The sequence below is a fragment of the Duganella rivi genome (assembly GCF_009857435.1).
Classification (GTDB): Bacteria; Pseudomonadota; Gammaproteobacteria; order Burkholderiales; family Burkholderiaceae_D; genus Rugamonas; species Rugamonas rivi.
Map to the genome: position 1 here is coordinate 549,555 of NZ_WWCK01000001.1, position 15,826 is coordinate 565,380.

The window sequence follows — 15,826 nt, forward strand, 5'->3', positions numbered from 1 at the left end:
GTAATTAACATCACAGTCGGGGCGTAGCTTAGTCCGGTAAAGCGCTACGTTCGGGACGTAGAGACCGGAGGTTCGAATCCTCTCGCCCCGACCAAAATGTTTTCCAAAATAGGCAGTTATCGCATTGTCGATTTCACTTCTGGAGATCCGTAGCACATCAACGGCAATCACCGGGGTCTAAAAACTACGGCTAACGCGACGACTTCCTGATCTCCGCTCTGTCGGAGAGTGCCTTGCTGTGACTAGCTTTCGGCTCCCCAGGTAGGACTAGATAGAGTTTCACACGAGCCCCAGAAGTTCCTCGATACACGCCCCGTGGATGATCAACTGACCGCCCTCTGTGTAAACATCTGTCGTTCGAACAGAGGTCTTAACCTCGAAAAGATCTACATTAGACGCTGCAAACAACAGAAATGAAGTCAATCAAACTACAACAAGTTCAACTTTAGCTAGGCGAGAAGCCTTCATCGCGGAGCACTTGCTTCCCTGCCGCCGACGCCTCTGCATCGGCTCTCAGAAAGCTAATCTGGTTATTCTGGATCTTGCCCTTGAAACGACGGTAAGTATCAAACGATTCCAGAGTCTCGCCCGCGTTTGCGAGTTCCACAGCGATGATCTTGTCGGCGGCATCCTTGCCGTAACGAGCCACCATACCGGTGTAGGCGCTGTTCTCAAAAGCTTCACCAGCAGTACCAGACGCGGTCTTAACAGCAGCAACTGCAACTTGCTTTACTTTTTTCAAACTCATGATTTTCCTCTTAGATAAAGAAAGGCTTCCGGCGAAGACGGGAGAAAGAATTCGCCTTCCGCATTAAAAAGACGAGGCTATACCTCGCCAACGAATGCGGCGACGAAGGTACAAGTGACATTTCGTCACCGCATGTACCGTTCGTGCTTAGTCGCGCGAATAAAACTCTAGTCGCTTCGTCAACTCAGATGCGATTGGGTCATCCAAATCCCCATCCCACTGCAGGATTGGTGATTGTTCCGAGATATTGAAGTAAACAGATAAACTGGTTGGGGAGCAGCGCTGAGGCAAAAAGCCTTTATACAGCGCGGCCACAATGAAAGCACCGTGCGGAACATAGATGCCAGGCGTGACATAGCGAAAGACCTTTTCTGCCACATGCTTCAGCTCGTAACTAGTCCTCGTCGATAACATGTTAACGGTTCGCTGTGGCTCAAGCATGCTGACAAACGCGAGCGCGCGGCTGCACTCGTGGAGCATAATCAGGAGGTCGTCGTGTTCTTTTTGCCGATATTCTTCAACCGTCAATCCCAAATACTCGCCCCGTTCCTCCGAGAGCAGGCCCAAGCCGTATTGCGTGAGCGAAGGATTGCGCTTGGCGATCGATTCAATCGCGTCGACCGACATGGGATCAACGAACCCACGAACACGTTCCAGCGATTGGTTCAACAGTAGATCGATCGCTTTATTCCAGCCAAGTGGAATACCATGGGTCTCTGCCACGCTGTCTAAGGCAGTGTGCAGTGCTACCGCTGTGTTTTTTCGTAATTTCTTCGCGTCTTTTCGGCAGTTGCCAACAGTACGGCCAGAAGGAAATTTGAGATAGTCGGTATAGTCGACGTAAGACATTTCGTCTCCTCTTAACAGGGCAGCCGCCGACCACTACGTCCTGAGGACACGAAAAGAAATTTAACTACGCATATCCTATAAGCGGAATTCGCCAACGCAATGTTGGTCGGCGAAGCAAGTCCTGCGGACGACTTGGAACTGATAGTACCTCAATCGCTAGTCCGCCGCAAGAAGAGTATTCGATAACCGTGGTGTTCACAGTTCCAGCACCAGCCGCGTCCCGGCATCCGCCCACGAGACGCAAGTGCACATGCCCTGCTCGCGCATCGCTGGGGTTAAGCAAACGTCGCGGTGCTGGGGATGGCCTTGCAGTACCTGCGCGTAGCAGGTTGCACACTCGCCGCGCTTGCATTCGTAGGACACGAACACGTCGTTTGCAATCAAGGCGTCGAGGATGGAGGTGCCGGGCTGCACATTAATCACCATCTCCGACAGTGACAGTTCCACCACCAGCGGCTCGTCGCCGGACTGCGCGCGCGCGCCGAAGCTCTCCACGTGAATCGCTGTACTTGGCCATGCCAGCGCGGCCGCCGCGTCCGACAAGCCCTGCAACAAGCCGTGCGGGCCGCAGGCATATACGCGGTCGCCGTCCGAGTAAGCGCCCAGCAGCGCCGCCAGGTCGGCGCGCCCGGATTCTGCCGAAACATGTTCTCGCACCTGCACGCCGTCAACGGCGCGCAGTTCATCCAGCAGCACCAGGTGCGCGCGGTCGCGCGCCAGGTAGTGCAACTCCAGCGGCTGTCCCATCGCACCCAGCGCATGCGCCATCGACACCAGGGGCGTGATGCCGATGCCGCCGGCGACCAGCAGCACTCTTGCCGGCTTGGCTGGCTTGGCCGGCTCCAATGGGAAGCTGTTGAACGGCCCGCTCAGCTGGATTTCACTGCCGGGCCCAAACTCGTCGTGCAAGCAGCGCGAACCGCCCTTGCCGCCCTCCTCGCGCTGCACCACGATGCGGTAACGGTTCGCGGCGCCCGCCATGCCCACCAGTGAATAATGATTCGAGAATCGGCTGCCGGCGCTGGACGAGAAGTCGACAATAATGTGCGAACCGGGCAGCCATGGCGGTAGTGCGGCCCCGTCTTGCCGCCGGATCTGGAACTCCTTGATGCCGGGCGCGTGGCGAATAACATCGGCGATGACATAGCTCATGGCGGCGCCTTACAGTTTTTCGCTGGGGTTAAACGGCGACGCGTCGAAGTACTCCCACTCCAGCTCCTGCGGCGTGTCGCGCAAAATCCACGCGTCCACTTTGAACTCCCACACGCGCATGGTGCCGCCGGTCGCATCGGCGGTGCCCTGTTGATCCCACAGCACCTTCGCCTTGCCGGTCAATTGCAGCAGCTGACCGTGCTCGAAGTCGATCACGCACAGCCCGGCGCGCGGATCGACACTGAAATTGCCGAGCGTGTTGAACAGGCTGTTGCCGACATAGTCGGGAATTCTCAGCGTGGATTCATCGACCACCTGGATGAAGCCGGGCGTGCCGCCGCGATGGGAGGCATCCGCACCGGTGTCTGCATACCGGCTGGCGACAAACAGCGTATCGGCCTGGCGCACGATGGTCTCGGCAGTCCCGCCCAGCAGCGTACCGCAGGCGGAAGACACCGGCAGGCGCGTCTCGCCCAGCTTGCGCAACTGGCGCCGCTGGATGTACTTCGGGCAGTTCGGATACGCTTCGCGGATCTGCACCTCGACGCCATCGGCATCAAGGCGCTGCACGTTGCCATTGACGCGGTAGCGCCGGCGCGAACTCAACTCGAGAAACAACATGCCCAGGTCGGTGTGGTGCCCGATATTCGTCCACAACGGATCGTTGGGGTCGCGCTCCTTGAGCGGCACATCTATCGAGATGGTCGCCCCGGTGTCCGTGTGCAGGAAGCCGCTCGCACCGAACAGCACCGAGGCCCACACGGCGCCGGAGCGGTCGATGCTGCTCAACACCACCATCGACTGCTTGGCGATGAACGGCCGGGCGCCCGCGATCACGGTGTCCGTCAACACAGAAATATTCCGCGCCGCGATAGCTGCTTCGCCGGCACATTTTTGTACCGCCAGCTCGCCGGAATGAAAGCCGTTTTTGTCACTCATTGCGTTCTCCTCGCTAGATTGCCTAAGCGGATTCTCGGCCAGGAGCGCGTGCGCGTGAACCTATCTGCTAGCAATTCACTATTGCGAACAGCGAAATGATGAATTGAGCCTGGCAGCGTTCTCCGGCCAGGTTTTGATGCCTAGAATGCCTCATCCGCACAGCACAGCCGCGGACATCCCTCGATGAAACCAACCAACCGGAGCCCCACCATGAAAGCAGCCATCATTATCCTGTCCGACCCAAAAGCTGGCGAAGAAGCCTTGGGCCGCATGTTCAACGCGCTTGCAGCGGCCTACGACTTCAAGCAAAAGAAAACCGAAGTCGGCATTTACTTCCAGGGCACCGGCACCCGCTGGCCTGGCGTGCTGGCCAACACCGAGCATCCGATCCACGCCTTGTACAAGGCCGTTGAAGACACGGTCGTGGGGATTTCCTGCGGCTGCGCCGACGTGTTCGGCGCGCGCGAGGAAGTGGAAAAAGCTGGCTTTGACCTGATTACCGATAACAGCGTACCCGGCACCTCCGGTCTGCCTAGCATCGCGCAGATTGCCGCAGACGGCTATACGGTGTTCACCTTCTAATCAAGTTCAGTTGTCCGGGCCATCACCGGCGCCCCGCCGTGGTGGCAAACAACCCACAGCAACCCTATTGGAGGGATGATGGCACTCACGGATCTGCGCATAGGAACACGCCTTAGCCTGGGTTTTGCAGCGTTACTCGTCTTACTCCTGATACTGACCGCCACCGGCATCTCGCGCCTGCAGGTCGTGGCGGAAATCACCCACAAGCTCTCGACCGACGGCATCGACCGGATGCGCGCCATCCTGAGCTGGCAGCAGGGCATACAGCTGACCAACGCGCGCATCCTGGCCGCCGTCAAGAACCCGGATCCGGTGGCGCAGAAGTATTTCCAGGACTTGGTCGGCGCGTCGATAGAGGCCAACAGCCTGCTGCAAAAGAAGGTCGAGTCGATGGTCACCGAAGCGGATGGCAAGGCGCTGCTGGCCGGGATCATCGAGCGGCGCGCCACCGCGCGCGCCACCACCGCCGCCATTTTCAAGGAGAAGCAGGCCGGCAACGACGCGGTGGCAAACCAGATGGTCGCCGATGTGCTGATTCCCGTGACCACCGCCTACCTTGAAGAAATGGCGAAGCTGGTGGCCTACCAGGAGCGCGCCGTCAGCGCGATGGTGGCCGAGGCGTCCGAGCACGACCGTGACGGCAGGAACACCCTGCTGTGGGTCGGCGCCGCCGCCATCCTGATCGGCATAGGCTGCGCGTACTGGCTCACCTGCTCGATCACCCGCCCGCTGCTGGGCGCCGTGAGCGCCATTAACCGCGTGGCCTGCGGCGATCTAACCACCGAGATCAAGTCCTGCTCGCGCGATGAAACCGGGCAGCTGATGCAGGCGCTCCAGCAAATGAACTGCAATCTGGCGCGCATGGTGATGGAGGTGCGCGACGGCACCAACACCATCGCCACCGCTTCCGGGGAAATCGCCACCGGCAACCTCGATCTCTCGGCGCGCACCGAGTCGCAAGCCAGTTCTCTGGAGGAGACCGCTTCCTCGATGGAGCAGCTGACTTCCACCGTCAAGCAAAATGCCGAGAGCGCCCGGCAAGCCAACCAGCTGGCGGACTCCGCCGCCAGCGTGGCGGTGCGCGGCGGCGCCGTGGTTGCCGAGGTGGTCGCCACCATGAACGCGATCAACGCCTCCTCCAACAAGATCGTCGACATCATCGGCGTCATCGACGGCATCGCTTTCCAGACCAACATCCTGGCCTTGAATGCCGCCGTGGAAGCGGCGCGCGCCGGCGAGCAGGGGCGCGGCTTCGCGGTCGTGGCCTCGGAGGTCAGGAGCCTGGCGCAGCGCTCCGCCACCGCCGCCAAGGAAATCAAGGCGCTGATCGATGATTCGGTCGCCAAGGTGGGCGCCGGCAGCAAGCTGGTCGGCGTGGCCGGCACCACCATGGACGAGGTGGTCGCAAGCATCCAGCGCGTGGCCGGCATCATGGTGTCCATCACGGCGGCCAGCGCCGAGCAAACCTCCGGCATCGAGCAGATCAGCGCGGCGGTCAACATCATGGACAACGCCACCCAGCAAAATGCCGCGCTGGTGGAACAAGCGGCGGCCGCAACCGGCTCCATGCAACTCCAGGCCCAGCGCCTGGCCGATGCGGTAAGCGTGTTCAAGCTCAACGCCACCGGGCCGGCGCAGCAGCCGGCCGCCCTGCTTCCCGCCCCCCGGCTGCTGGGCAACACAGCATAGGGCGCGGACGATGAAAACCAGGCATGCAATCATGGCACTTTGCTGGTCTTGCGCACTTCCGGCATTTTCCCAGGTCACGCTATACGGCGTGATCGACACCGGCATCGAGCGCGTCAACCATACCAACGCCGCCGGCGACGCCGTCACGCGCATGCCGACGCTGACCGGCACGCTCCCGTCCCGCTGGGGCGTGCGCGGCACGGAAGACCTGGGCAACGGCGCCAGCGCCGTGTTCCAGCTGGAGTCGCAGTTCGGCCCCGACACCGGTGCCCAGGGCCAGGGCGGGCGCCTGTTCGGGCGCCAGGCCTGGCTTGGGCTGCGCGGCAGCTTCGGCACCCTGTCGATCGGGCGCCAAAGCAATATGACCTTCCACGCGCTGGTCAAGACCGACACCGTCGGCCCGTCGATTCACGGCGTGACCAATATGGATCTGTACTTGCCCAACGCGCGCAGCGACAATGCGCTGGCGTACAACGGCGTGTTCAACAACTTCATCGTCGGCGCCAGCCACAGCTTCGGGCGCGACGCCAATCCCGCCGGCTTCAGCGGGCCATCGGCCACCAACTGCCCCGGCGAGTCCGCCGCCGACAAGCGCGCCTGCCGGCAAACGACCGCGCTGCTCGGCTACGACACCGGCACCTGGGCAGTCTTCACCTCGTGGGACAAGCAGCATGGCGGCGCCGGCGCCAGCAACGGCCTGACCCGCAGCGCGGATCAGGAGCGCCGGCGCGTGATCAGCGGCTACTACCTGCGCGGAGCGGTCAAGCTGGGCGGCGGCTACATCAAGCGCGACACCGTCGCCGGCAGCAGGCAAGAGAGCGGCCTGTACTTTCTCGGCGCCAGCATTGCCGACCGCTTGTGGACTTACGATGTGCAATGCGCGCACCTGGACGTGGAGGCCTCGCCAAATGACACCACGCTGTACGTGGCGCGCGTGATCTACCACCTGTCCAAGCGCACCGCGCTGTACGGCACCTGGGGCTACGTGCGCAACCGGGGCAGCGCCGCCATTGCGGTGGACGCGGGCGGCACCGTCGGCCGAGGGCTTAACCAGTCGGGCCAGATGCTTGGGGTTCGGCATGTGTTCTAGGCTGATGCTCGCCGCCGCCCTGTATGTGCTCGCGCTCGCGCCGGCGGCGGTGCGCGCGGACACGCCGGTGTATATCGACCAGGTCGCCCCCCTGTATTTCCAGCAAGACGGCAACAACCATGGCCTGCTGTACGAGCTGGTGGAGGAAATGGCAAAAAGAGTGGGCAACCAGGGGCCGATCACGCCCTTGCCGCTGATGCGGCTGCGCAGCCAGATCAGCCTGCACCCCGACGCCCTTGGCACCTTGTGGCGCCTGCCCGAGCTGGAACCGCAGTATCGCTGGTGGTTCAAGCTGTTCGACGCCAAGTTCTACCTGATCGCCAGCGCCAGATCCACCGTCGATATTTCCTCCATCGAAGCGGCCAGGCAGCTGCGCATCGGCGTGATCCTCGGTTCGCCGGCCGAGTTGGCGGCGCGCCGGGCGGGCTTCCGGGACATCCAGGTGTCGACCAACCAGGAGGGCATCGCGCGCAAGCTCGATCTCGGCCGCATCGATGTGTGGCTGGGTTCGCCGCGCGTGGTGCAAGCGGTGTGCGCCAGGATCGGCATCCCGATTGCCAATTTCCGCATGGGGAAGCAAATCGCCGCGCTCGACCTCTACCTCGCCAGCGCGCCCACGTTCAACCCGGACGAGGCCGAACGCTGGCGGCTAGCGCTGGAGAAGATGAAAAAAGACGGCGCCTACGACGCCATCCTGGCGAAATACCCGGATTCGTTCGGCAAAAAATGAAGGCGTTGATGGTGTCTTGGCTCAGGTCATGCTTGCTGCTGGAGGCTGGCGGCATACATCAGTTGCAGCCGGTCGCGCATATTTCTCTTCGAGCTGGGGCAAGGTACATAGCCTTCGAGCCATTTCTTGGGGCAGCCGCCGCCGCACACCGGCAGCATGCAACAGGACGAGCATTGGTATGCACCGTCTTCGATCTTTTGGTTGAAATCGCCCAGGCGATCGCGCGCAGACGTGGCGTCTTCCTTCCATAGCTGGCCCAGCAGGTATTTGTTCGGCATCCCGTAGCTGGGCACGTAGGACACTTCGGTGCAATTGAAGATGTTTCCGTAGGCGTCGTACAAGCGGCTTTCCGGTTTCACGGCCATGCATACGATGGATTTCTGGGCCGGGATCAGTTGCGGATCAAACCCCAGTTCCACTTGCTGCGTTAGCCAATCGGTCTCCATCGCGGCGAACTCTTCCGGGCTGAGCGCGAGCTCATGCGCAGTGTTGCCCCATGAGTAGACCGATGCCACGTAGAACCTGATCTTCCCTTGCAGGCCCGCCTCGGCCAGCTGCCGCAACAACGGTGACACGCTATGGTAATTGCGCCGATCCACGTTACAGCGCACCGATACCGACAGCCCGTCCTGCGCACATTTTGCCAGCGCCAGCAGGTTGGCAAAGATGCGCTCGAAAGTTCGTCCGCCCCCCTTGTTGTGACGCCGCGCATCATGAACTTCGGCAATGCCGTCGAGTGTGACTTCAATCTGCTTGACCCTCATCGGCCCCACCAGCTCACTGATCAGGGCAGGCGTGAGCGCCACGCCGTTGGTGACCAGTTTGGCCCCATACGTGCAGTTCGCCGCGGCAGCAATCTCGATCAGGCGCGGCGTCATTCTGCGCATGGCGGCCAGGCCCAGCAGCGGTTCGCCGCCGAACCAGCATATGGACAGCGAGGCATAGCGGTTCGACCGCCGTATCCCGTTGCTGATCCGCTCCAGCACCAAGTCCTGATCCACCTCGCTCAGCTGTTTCGACGTGTGTTCCTGGCCGCAGTAATCACAGCCGAGCTGGCACAAGGCGGTGGGCTGAATCACCGAGTAGTAGTCGGAGGACGCAGCACTGGACGCATTGCTGCGGGCTAGCACTTGCTGCAATTCGTTTTCATCGGCAGGAACCAGCAACTGCATGCCGGCCAGCTCGCTCATCAGCGCATCGGGCAGTGACGGCGCGCCGGCCAGCAACCTTTGCCACGTCCCTTCATCGATGATGCGCACCTGCCCCGACCTGGTCGCAAGGACGATACGGTTGACAGCGCCATCGGCCGGATCGAGAAATGGCGGCGTTGCCACGTGGTAGAACGACAGCTTGTGTTGCATGGTCGGCTCCCGGCATCCGGCTTAGGTGGGGCCGGACTTGATGTTCTCCACTCCCGGCTGAATCGCACTGCCGCAGCCGCTGCCGCCACCACCGCCGCCGCAGTCGCAGTTGTTGGAGGCGGCCGCGCCCGGAATGCGCCGTACCCCGGGCTTGGCTTCGGCGATCTTTTGGCCCAGTCCCGGCAAGTTGACCACGAGGCGACCGAACTGGTCTATCTGCAAGTCTTCGGACTTCACGTTTTGCAGTATGGATTTCAAATCATTGGCCATGATCATCTCCCTTATCTCTGCCCGATATTGCCGGGATTATTGCGGATGATGTCCGGCGTGGTGAACCCGCTGCCCGGGCAATTGCAATTGTTGGACGCGCCCAGCGCGGGATTCTTGATGGCCGGGACTTGCGCCACGACCGCGTCGATCACATCCGTGTTGTGAATGATGAGTCTGCCAAACTCATCAATCGTAAAATCCGAGACACTCAGATTACTTAAAGCATCGCCAAGTTTTGGCATACAACCCCCAATAAGATTGAATTGAACTTCAGATCCGCGAAGCTGGACGCGCCAGAGTGCGGGACGCCACAATCAACTACCACCAGCAAAAAACCAGTCAGCGTCAGCGCTCCATCACGCTGTACGGGCAGCTCAATGCCGCCATGTCCATCTTCTTGATGCCGTTAATCCACGGCGCCAGCTTGGCGACGCTGATTTGCACTGTGCCATCGGCATTCAGCATGCCGATCGCATTTCTTTCGTCGGTTAAAGCCACCGTGCATTTGCCGATGGCGCCATTGGCCCTGATGACGAAAGAGTTGGCCTTGGCGGCGTAGCAGACCGTCGTGCCCGGCCCATCATGTGGCCGGGCAATCCCCTGGCTGATGTGGTGTTGAAAGCGCGCCAAGAGACGCTTGCGCTCGGTCGGGCCGAAGACGGCGATCTCCCCGCCGCGCGGGCCGCCCCAGTTTTGTATCGCTTGCAGATCGACCGAGAAGCGCTTGTCCGCGCCGAATTCAGCGATGACATAATCCAGAAAAACTTCGTAGCGCTGGACGTTATGCGGGCCGTAATGCAGCCGCAGCAGTACCGAGATGTCGAGATCGGATTGCTTGAGCGCGAGCAGATTGCTGAAGATGGTGTCGTAGGTTTTATCGCCATTGGCCATGACCCGCGTGCGGTTATGATCGTCCGCGAAACCATCGAGCGTGATCTGATATTCCCATACACCGACGGCAGCCAGCCGGGTCGCCAGGTCGCGGTCGAGCAGGTAGCCGTTGGTGGTGGCGGCACTGGTGAACAGGCAGCCATGCGCGGCCGCAGCCGCGCAGGCGTGCGCGCAGATCTCCAGCATGATTTCCTTGGCCAGCAGCGGCTCGCCGCCGAACCATGCAATCTTCAGCACATCGAGGCCGCCGATGCGGTGATTGATCAGCTGCTTGACGCCGTCCACCAAGGCTTGCGGCATGCGGCCGATTTTGAAGTCTTCGTAACAGTAGACGCAACGGAAATTGCATTTTTCAGTCGGGAAGATGATCAACTCCAATGTCCGGTTGGATAAGACTTCCGAGGCCAGCTCTGCCACCCGCATGTCCTCGTCCCGAATCTCGATTTGCCCGTTATTCACATTGCCTCCTGGTATGCCGTTGGTCGCGGGTGTTCAGGCGACACATCACGATCTTATTGCGCTGGCTCCAATTAACGCTTGATTTACCTCAAGCGTGCGCGGGGAACTACTTAGCAGCAGCCCTATCCAAGCCATTCCCGGCAGGACTGGCGCTCATTCCTTCCGGCTAGTGTTCATCGCCTGATTCCCATGGCACAGTGACTCCATACAACGGCAGCACAATTCTGCCGTCATTCGGGAGTCGGTATGAAGAGAAAAGCGTGGCTCGCGGCTGCGGCCCTGGCGGTGATCGCCGCCGGTACAGCCTATTGGATGTGGCAGCCGGCAATCGCGCCCATCCGCCCCTTGGCAGCAGGCGATTTTGCGCCGGACAGCGTGAGCCGTGGCGCGCGCGTCGTGGCCCAAGGCGACTGCATGGTTTGCCACACGTCGGCAACGGGCGCGCCGTACGCGGGCGGACTGCCGCTGCGGACGCCGTTCGGCACCATCTTCACCACCAACATCACGCCGGATACCGAGACCGGCATCGGCAACTGGTCGCTGGCCGCGTTCACACGGGCGCTGCGCCACGGCGTCGCGCGCGACGGCCACTTGCTCTATCCAGCCTTCCCCTACATCCACTACACGCGCATGTCGACGGCGGACATCAACGATGCCTACGCTTTTCTCATGACGCGCACGCCCGTCAATTTCAAGGCGCCGGACAACCAGCTACTGCTGCCGCTGCGCTTTCGTCCGCTGCTGGCGGGCTGGAATTTACTCTACCTGCGGCCGGGGCCGGAGGCCGACGATCCATCCCGCAGCGCCGAGTGGAACCGCGGCCGCTACCTGGTCGACGGCGCCGGCCATTGCGCGTCCTGTCACAGCACTCTGGATCCGATCGGCGGCGAACGCCGCCCGGCCTTCAGCGGCGGCAATATCGATGGCTGGGATGCGCCGGCGCTGACCAATCTGCTGAACACGCCCAAGCCCTGGACGCGCGAGCAACTGGCGCTGTATCTGCGCCACGGCTGGTCGTCCGAACACGGCGCGGCGGCAGGGCCGATGGGCCCGGTAGCGCACAGCTTGTCGCAACTGCCCGAGGCCGACAGCAACGCCATCGCCACCTACATCATGTCGCTGCAACAGCCCGCGACGACGCCGCGCGCCGTAACGCCGGCGGCCAGCGACCAGGCCCGCATCAGCCGGGGGGCTGCACTGTTCAGCGGCGCCTGTGCCGGCTGCCACAGCAGCGAAGCGCCGATGATGGCGGTGGCGGGACGCCCATCGCTGGCACTCAGCAGCGCCGTTGCCAGCGACCGGCCCGACAATGTGATCCAGGTGATGCTGAACGGCCTGCCGTTCAAAGACTCGGCCCACGCCACCTTCATGCCGCCGTTCGCGGCATCGCTGACGGACACGCAAATCGCCGACATCGCGGCCTACATCCGCGCCGACATCGGCAAGCGCGCCGCCTGGCAGGACGTCGATCGACGCGTGCGCACTATTCGAAAGGAAAACCAGCAATGAGCACACTCATCGTGAACGGTGTCCGCCATACCGTGGACATCGCCCCATCCACCCCGCTGCTGTACGCCCTGCGCAACCAGCTGGAACTGAACGGCGCAAAATTCGGCTGCGGCATGGGCCAATGCGGCGCTTGCACCGTGTTGTTGGACGGCCAGCCCATCTTTGGCTGCATCACGCCTGTCTCGGCCTGCGAGGGCCGCCAGGTACGCACCATCGAAGGCCTGGGCAATGCCGAGCATCCGGGCAAATTGCAGGCCGCGTTTATCAAGCACCAGGCGGCGCAATGCGGCTACTGCATCGCCGGCATGGTGATGCGCGCGCAGTCCTTGCTGGAGCAGCATCCGCATCCGAGCGAAGCACAGATACGCGCCCACATGGAGCCCAACCTTTGCCGTTGCGGCACGCATATGCGCATCATTGCCGCGATCAAAGACGTGGCGCAGGGAGCGGCACGATGAGCGCAACCATCGACCTGCGCCGCCGCGCGGTGCTGCGCGGCGGCGCCCTGGTGCTGGGCTTCACCTTGCTGCCGCCAAGCGCCTTCGCCGAATTCAACGGCATGGGCGTGCCGCCGATTGCCAACAAGGATTTGGCAGGCAGCCTGCAACGCACGCCGATGCTGGACGCCTGGATCAGGATCGCGCCGGACGGCACCGTCACCGTATTCACCGGCAAGGTGGAACTCGGCACCGGCGTGCGCACCGCCCTGTTGCAGGTCGCGGCCGAGCAACTGGACGTGGCGCCGGCCGCCATCACCTTCATCACCGCCGATACCGGGTTGACGCCTAACGAAGGCTTCACCGCCGGCAGCCACACCATGGCCGATAGCGGCACGGCGCTGCTGCACGCGGCGGCGCAAGTGCGCGCGCTGGTGGTGCAAGGTGCGGCTGCACAGCTGAAGGTAGCGGCAGCGCTGCTGCAGACCCGCAATGGCGCCGTCATCGCGCCCGACGGCCGCAGCGTGCATTACGGCGAGGCCGTGCGCGGCGTCAACCTGCATCAGGCGGCGGCGGTCAAGTCGCCGTTGAAAGACGCCCGTCAATACAAAGTGATCGGCGCCTCGCTGCCGCGTGTCGACATCCCCGCCAAGCTGACCGGCGGCGCCGCCTATGTGCAGGATTTGCGCTTGCCGGGCATGCTGCACGCCCGCGTGGTGCGTCCGCCGGCGTACGGCGCGCGCCTGTTGACCGCCGACTTTGCAGCGGTGCGCAAGATGCAAGGCGTGCTCAAGGTTCACGTGGACGGCAATTACCTGGCCGTCATTGCGAGCGACGAATGGCTGGCGATACAGGCCATGCGCGCGCTGTCCGCCAGCGCCAAATGGTCGCCAGGCCCGGCGCTGCCTGCTGCTGGGCAGATTCACGCAACGCTGCGCGCCTTGCCGTCGCAAGATATCGTCATCGCCGACCAGCATGGCCCGGTGGCCACGCCCGCGCTGACGCTGCGGCGCCGCTACACCAAGCAGTATGTGCTGCACGGTTCGATCGGCCCCTCGTGCTCGGTGGCCTTGCTGGAAGATGGGACGATGACCGTCTGGACGCACACGCAAGGGGTTTATCCATTGCGTGGCGCGCTTGCCGAGCTGCTGTCGATGCGGCCCGATTCGGTACGCTGCGTGCATACCGAGGGCGCCGGCTGCTACGGCCAGAACGGCGCCGACGATGTCGCCGCCGATGCCGCGCTACTGGCGCGCGCCATGCCGGGACGCCCGGTGCGCGTGCAGCTGATGCGCGACCAGGAAAATCAATGGGAACCCTACGCGCCGGCCATGAGCAGCCAGCTGTCGGCGTCGCTCGACGCGCAAGGAAAAATCTGCGACTGGCAGTATGCATTGTGGAGCGGCTCCCACAACGAACGTCCCGGCAATGCCGGCAAGCTGATACCGGCGCAACTGCTGGCCCAGCCTTTTACGCCCTCCCCTTCGCAGCCGATGCCGATGCCGGAAGGCGGTGGTGACCGCAATGCGATTCCGCTGTACACCCTGCCGCGCGCGAAGATCACCAACCACTTCCTGCCGGTCACGCCGCTGCGCACCTCGGCCATGCGTTCGCTGGGCGCGCACATCAACTTGTTTGCGATTGAAGGCATGATGGACGAACTGGCGGCCGCAGCGAACACCGACCCGGTGGAATTCCGCTTGCGCCACATGGACAACCCGCGCGCGCGCGCGGTGATCCAGCAAGCGGCCAGCGCGTTCGGCTGGCGCAAGCGCAAGAAACTGCGCGACCACGGCTTTGGCTTCGCCTTCGGGCAGTACAAGAACAGCATGGCGTACGTGGCGCTGGCGGTTGAAGTGCGCGTTGAGCGCAGCACCGGCGCAGTCAACATCGTGCGCGTGACGGCGGTGGTGGACTGCGGCCAGGGCGTCAATCCCGACGGCATCCGCAATCAAATTGAAGGCGGCATCCTGCAATCGTCCAGCTGGACGCTGTACGAAAAGCTGTTGTTCAAGCCGGAGGGCATCGCCAGCGTCGACTGGGCCAGCTATCCGATTATGCGCTATGCGCAGGCGCCGAAAAAAGTCGACGTGGTCATCCTCAATCGCCCCGGCGAAGCGTTTTTGGGCGTGGCGGAGGCAGCCCAGGGGCCGATGGCCGGCGCGCTAGGCAATGCGCTGGCTGATGCGATCGGCAAGCGCCTGTATGACCTGCCGCTCGCCGGCGCGCATTTAATCAGCTAGCAAGGCTTCCACGAAAGCCGCAAACGCCCGCGCCTTGGCGCTGGCCTTGCGGCCCGAGGAAAACACCGCCCATAGATCGACGGCGGGCAGCGTCCAGTCCTGCAGCACGCGCTGGACTTGGCCCGAAGCCAGTTCGGGCGCAAACATCCATTCGGACGCCACCGCCAGGCCCATATGCGCCAGCACCGCCGTGCGCACGCCCTCGGCGGCAGAACAGCGCAGCCGGCCTTGCAGCGACACCGACTCCTGCACCGCGCCGGACTGGAACACGTACATGGGATTTTTACTGGGACGGGTATAGATGATGGCGGCGTGTTCGCTCAATTCGGCGGGATGCTGTGGCTGGCCGTGCTGCAATAGATAGTCCGGCGTCGCCAGCACGGCGCGTGGGCTGTGCCCGATGCGCCGCGCGGTCATATCGGAATCGCTGAGGGCGCCGAGGCGCAGCGCCACATCAATGCCGCCCTCGAGCAAATCGATATTGTTATCGTCCAGCACCAGTTCCAATTGCAGTTGCGGATGCTGGCTGAGAAATTGGGACAAGCGCGGCACCACGTGCAGGCGCGCGAAGGTGACCGGCGCCGACACCACCAGGCGGCCGCCGAATTCGGTGTTGGCGCAGCGCGCGCTGGCGTCGGCGTCGGCGGCCAGCTGCAAGGCATGGCGCGCGCCCTGGTAGTAAGCCTGTCCCGGCTCGGTCGGCGTTAATCCACGGCTGGAGCGGAGCAAGAGCTGCACGCCCAAATCCGCTTCCAGCTGCGCGATCACCTTGGAGACCGCCGGTTGGCCGACGCCGAGACGGCGGGCGGCGGCGGAAAACGAGCCCGCCTCCACCACCGCCACCAGCGTCTCCATCGCTTGCCAGCGATCCACGCGG

At 62.8% G+C, this 15,826-nt stretch carries 16 protein-coding genes and 1 tRNA gene; 8 read left to right on the plus strand and 9 right to left on the minus strand.

Translation table 11 applies throughout. The annotated features are described in order from the left end of the window. Nucleotides 1–17 precede the first annotated feature (17 nt). A tRNA-Pro gene (locus GTP45_RS02550) sits at nt 18–94 on the plus strand. 351 nt (nt 95–445) lie between these two features. On the opposite strand, the gene GTP45_RS02555 is transcribed toward GTP45_RS02550, so the two are convergent. The 4 genes from GTP45_RS02555 to GTP45_RS02570 form a co-directional block, all read right to left on the minus strand. Continuing rightward, the gene (locus tag GTP45_RS02555; RefSeq protein WP_161012294.1) at nt 446–748 is read right to left on the minus strand and encodes a hypothetical protein; all 303 of its coding nucleotides are present in this window, start codon (nt 746–748) and stop codon (nt 446–448) included. Between the two features lie 147 nt (nt 749–895). Then, nucleotides 896–1,597: a hypothetical protein gene (locus tag GTP45_RS02560; protein WP_161012295.1), complete on the minus strand. Its 702-nt coding sequence runs from the start codon at nt 1,595–1,597 to the stop codon at nt 896–898. 195 nt (nt 1,598–1,792) lie between these two features. Then, on the minus strand, nt 1,793–2,749 hold the full coding sequence (locus GTP45_RS02565) for a PDR/VanB family oxidoreductase (RefSeq protein WP_161012296.1): 957 nt from the start codon (nt 2,747–2,749) through the stop codon (nt 1,793–1,795). 9 nt (nt 2,750–2,758) lie between these two features. After that, complete coding sequence (locus tag GTP45_RS02570) at nt 2,759–3,688, minus strand: PNPOx family protein (protein ID WP_161012297.1); 930 nt, start codon at nt 3,686–3,688, stop codon at nt 2,759–2,761. A gap of 210 nt (nt 3,689–3,898) precedes the next feature. Between GTP45_RS02570 and GTP45_RS02575 the strand changes: the two genes are divergently transcribed. The 4 genes from GTP45_RS02575 to GTP45_RS02590 all read left to right on the plus strand — a co-directional run bounded on the left by GTP45_RS02575 (nt 3,899) and on the right by GTP45_RS02590 (nt 7,779). Then, nucleotides 3,899–4,270 carry a DsrE family protein gene (locus GTP45_RS02575; RefSeq protein WP_161012298.1) on the plus strand — a complete coding sequence of 124 codons (372 nt, stop codon included), beginning with the start codon at nt 3,899–3,901 and terminating at the stop codon, nt 4,268–4,270. Between the two features lie 75 nt (nt 4,271–4,345). Continuing rightward, a complete protein-coding gene (locus GTP45_RS29120; RefSeq protein WP_161012299.1) occupies nt 4,346–5,959 on the plus strand; it encodes a methyl-accepting chemotaxis protein in 1,614 nt (537 codons plus the stop codon). A gap of 31 nt (nt 5,960–5,990) precedes the next feature. Continuing rightward, entirely contained in the window at nt 5,991–7,049 is a 1,059-nt protein-coding gene (locus GTP45_RS02585) for a porin (RefSeq protein ID WP_229258309.1), read from the plus strand. Then, nucleotides 7,039–7,779 carry a substrate-binding periplasmic protein gene (locus tag GTP45_RS02590; protein ID WP_161012301.1) on the plus strand — a complete coding sequence of 247 codons (741 nt, stop codon included), beginning with the start codon at nt 7,039–7,041 and terminating at the stop codon, nt 7,777–7,779. The genes GTP45_RS02585 and GTP45_RS02590 overlap by 11 nt, the downstream gene beginning before the upstream one ends. Nucleotides 7,780–7,805: 26 nt before the next feature. On the opposite strand, the gene GTP45_RS02595 is transcribed toward GTP45_RS02590, so the two are convergent. From GTP45_RS02595 to GTP45_RS02610, 4 genes are all read right to left on the minus strand, one after another. Next, nucleotides 7,806–9,140: a radical SAM/SPASM domain-containing protein gene (locus GTP45_RS02595; protein ID WP_161012302.1), complete on the minus strand. Its 1,335-nt coding sequence runs from the start codon at nt 9,138–9,140 to the stop codon at nt 7,806–7,808. A gap of 21 nt (nt 9,141–9,161) precedes the next feature. Continuing rightward, on the minus strand, nt 9,162–9,410 hold the full coding sequence (locus GTP45_RS02600; protein ID WP_161012303.1) for a hypothetical protein: 249 nt from the start codon (nt 9,408–9,410) through the stop codon (nt 9,162–9,164). An 11-nt stretch (nt 9,411–9,421) separates the two neighbouring features. Continuing rightward, nucleotides 9,422–9,652 (minus strand): hypothetical protein, encoded by a 231-nt coding sequence (locus tag GTP45_RS02605; protein ID WP_161012304.1) that lies wholly within the window; start codon nt 9,650–9,652, stop codon nt 9,422–9,424. A 103-nt stretch (nt 9,653–9,755) separates the two neighbouring features. Further along, nucleotides 9,756–10,760, minus strand: a complete 1,005-nt coding sequence (locus GTP45_RS02610) for a radical SAM protein (RefSeq protein WP_161012305.1) — start codon at nt 10,758–10,760, stop codon at nt 9,756–9,758. Between the two features lie 246 nt (nt 10,761–11,006). On the opposite strand from GTP45_RS02610, the gene GTP45_RS02615 reads away from it, so the two are divergent. Genes GTP45_RS02615 through GTP45_RS02625 form a run of 3 tightly spaced genes read left to right on the plus strand, consistent with a single transcriptional unit; the run spans nt 11,007 to nt 14,949 of the window. Further along, entirely contained in the window at nt 11,007–12,269 is a 1,263-nt protein-coding gene (locus GTP45_RS02615) for a c-type cytochrome (protein WP_161012306.1), read from the plus strand. Beyond that, nucleotides 12,266–12,727 (plus strand): (2Fe-2S)-binding protein, encoded by a 462-nt coding sequence (locus GTP45_RS02620; protein WP_161012307.1) that lies wholly within the window; start codon nt 12,266–12,268, stop codon nt 12,725–12,727. The genes GTP45_RS02615 and GTP45_RS02620 overlap by 4 nt, the downstream gene beginning before the upstream one ends. Beyond that, complete coding sequence (locus GTP45_RS02625) at nt 12,724–14,949, plus strand: xanthine dehydrogenase family protein molybdopterin-binding subunit (protein WP_161012308.1); 2,226 nt, start codon at nt 12,724–12,726, stop codon at nt 14,947–14,949. The genes GTP45_RS02620 and GTP45_RS02625 overlap by 4 nt, the downstream gene beginning before the upstream one ends. Here the strand turns inward: GTP45_RS02625 and GTP45_RS02630 are convergent. Further along, nucleotides 14,938–15,822: a LysR family transcriptional regulator gene (locus tag GTP45_RS02630; protein WP_161012309.1), complete on the minus strand. Its 885-nt coding sequence runs from the start codon at nt 15,820–15,822 to the stop codon at nt 14,938–14,940. The genes GTP45_RS02625 and GTP45_RS02630 overlap by 12 nt on opposite strands. Between the last annotated feature and the right edge of the window lie 4 nt (nt 15,823–15,826).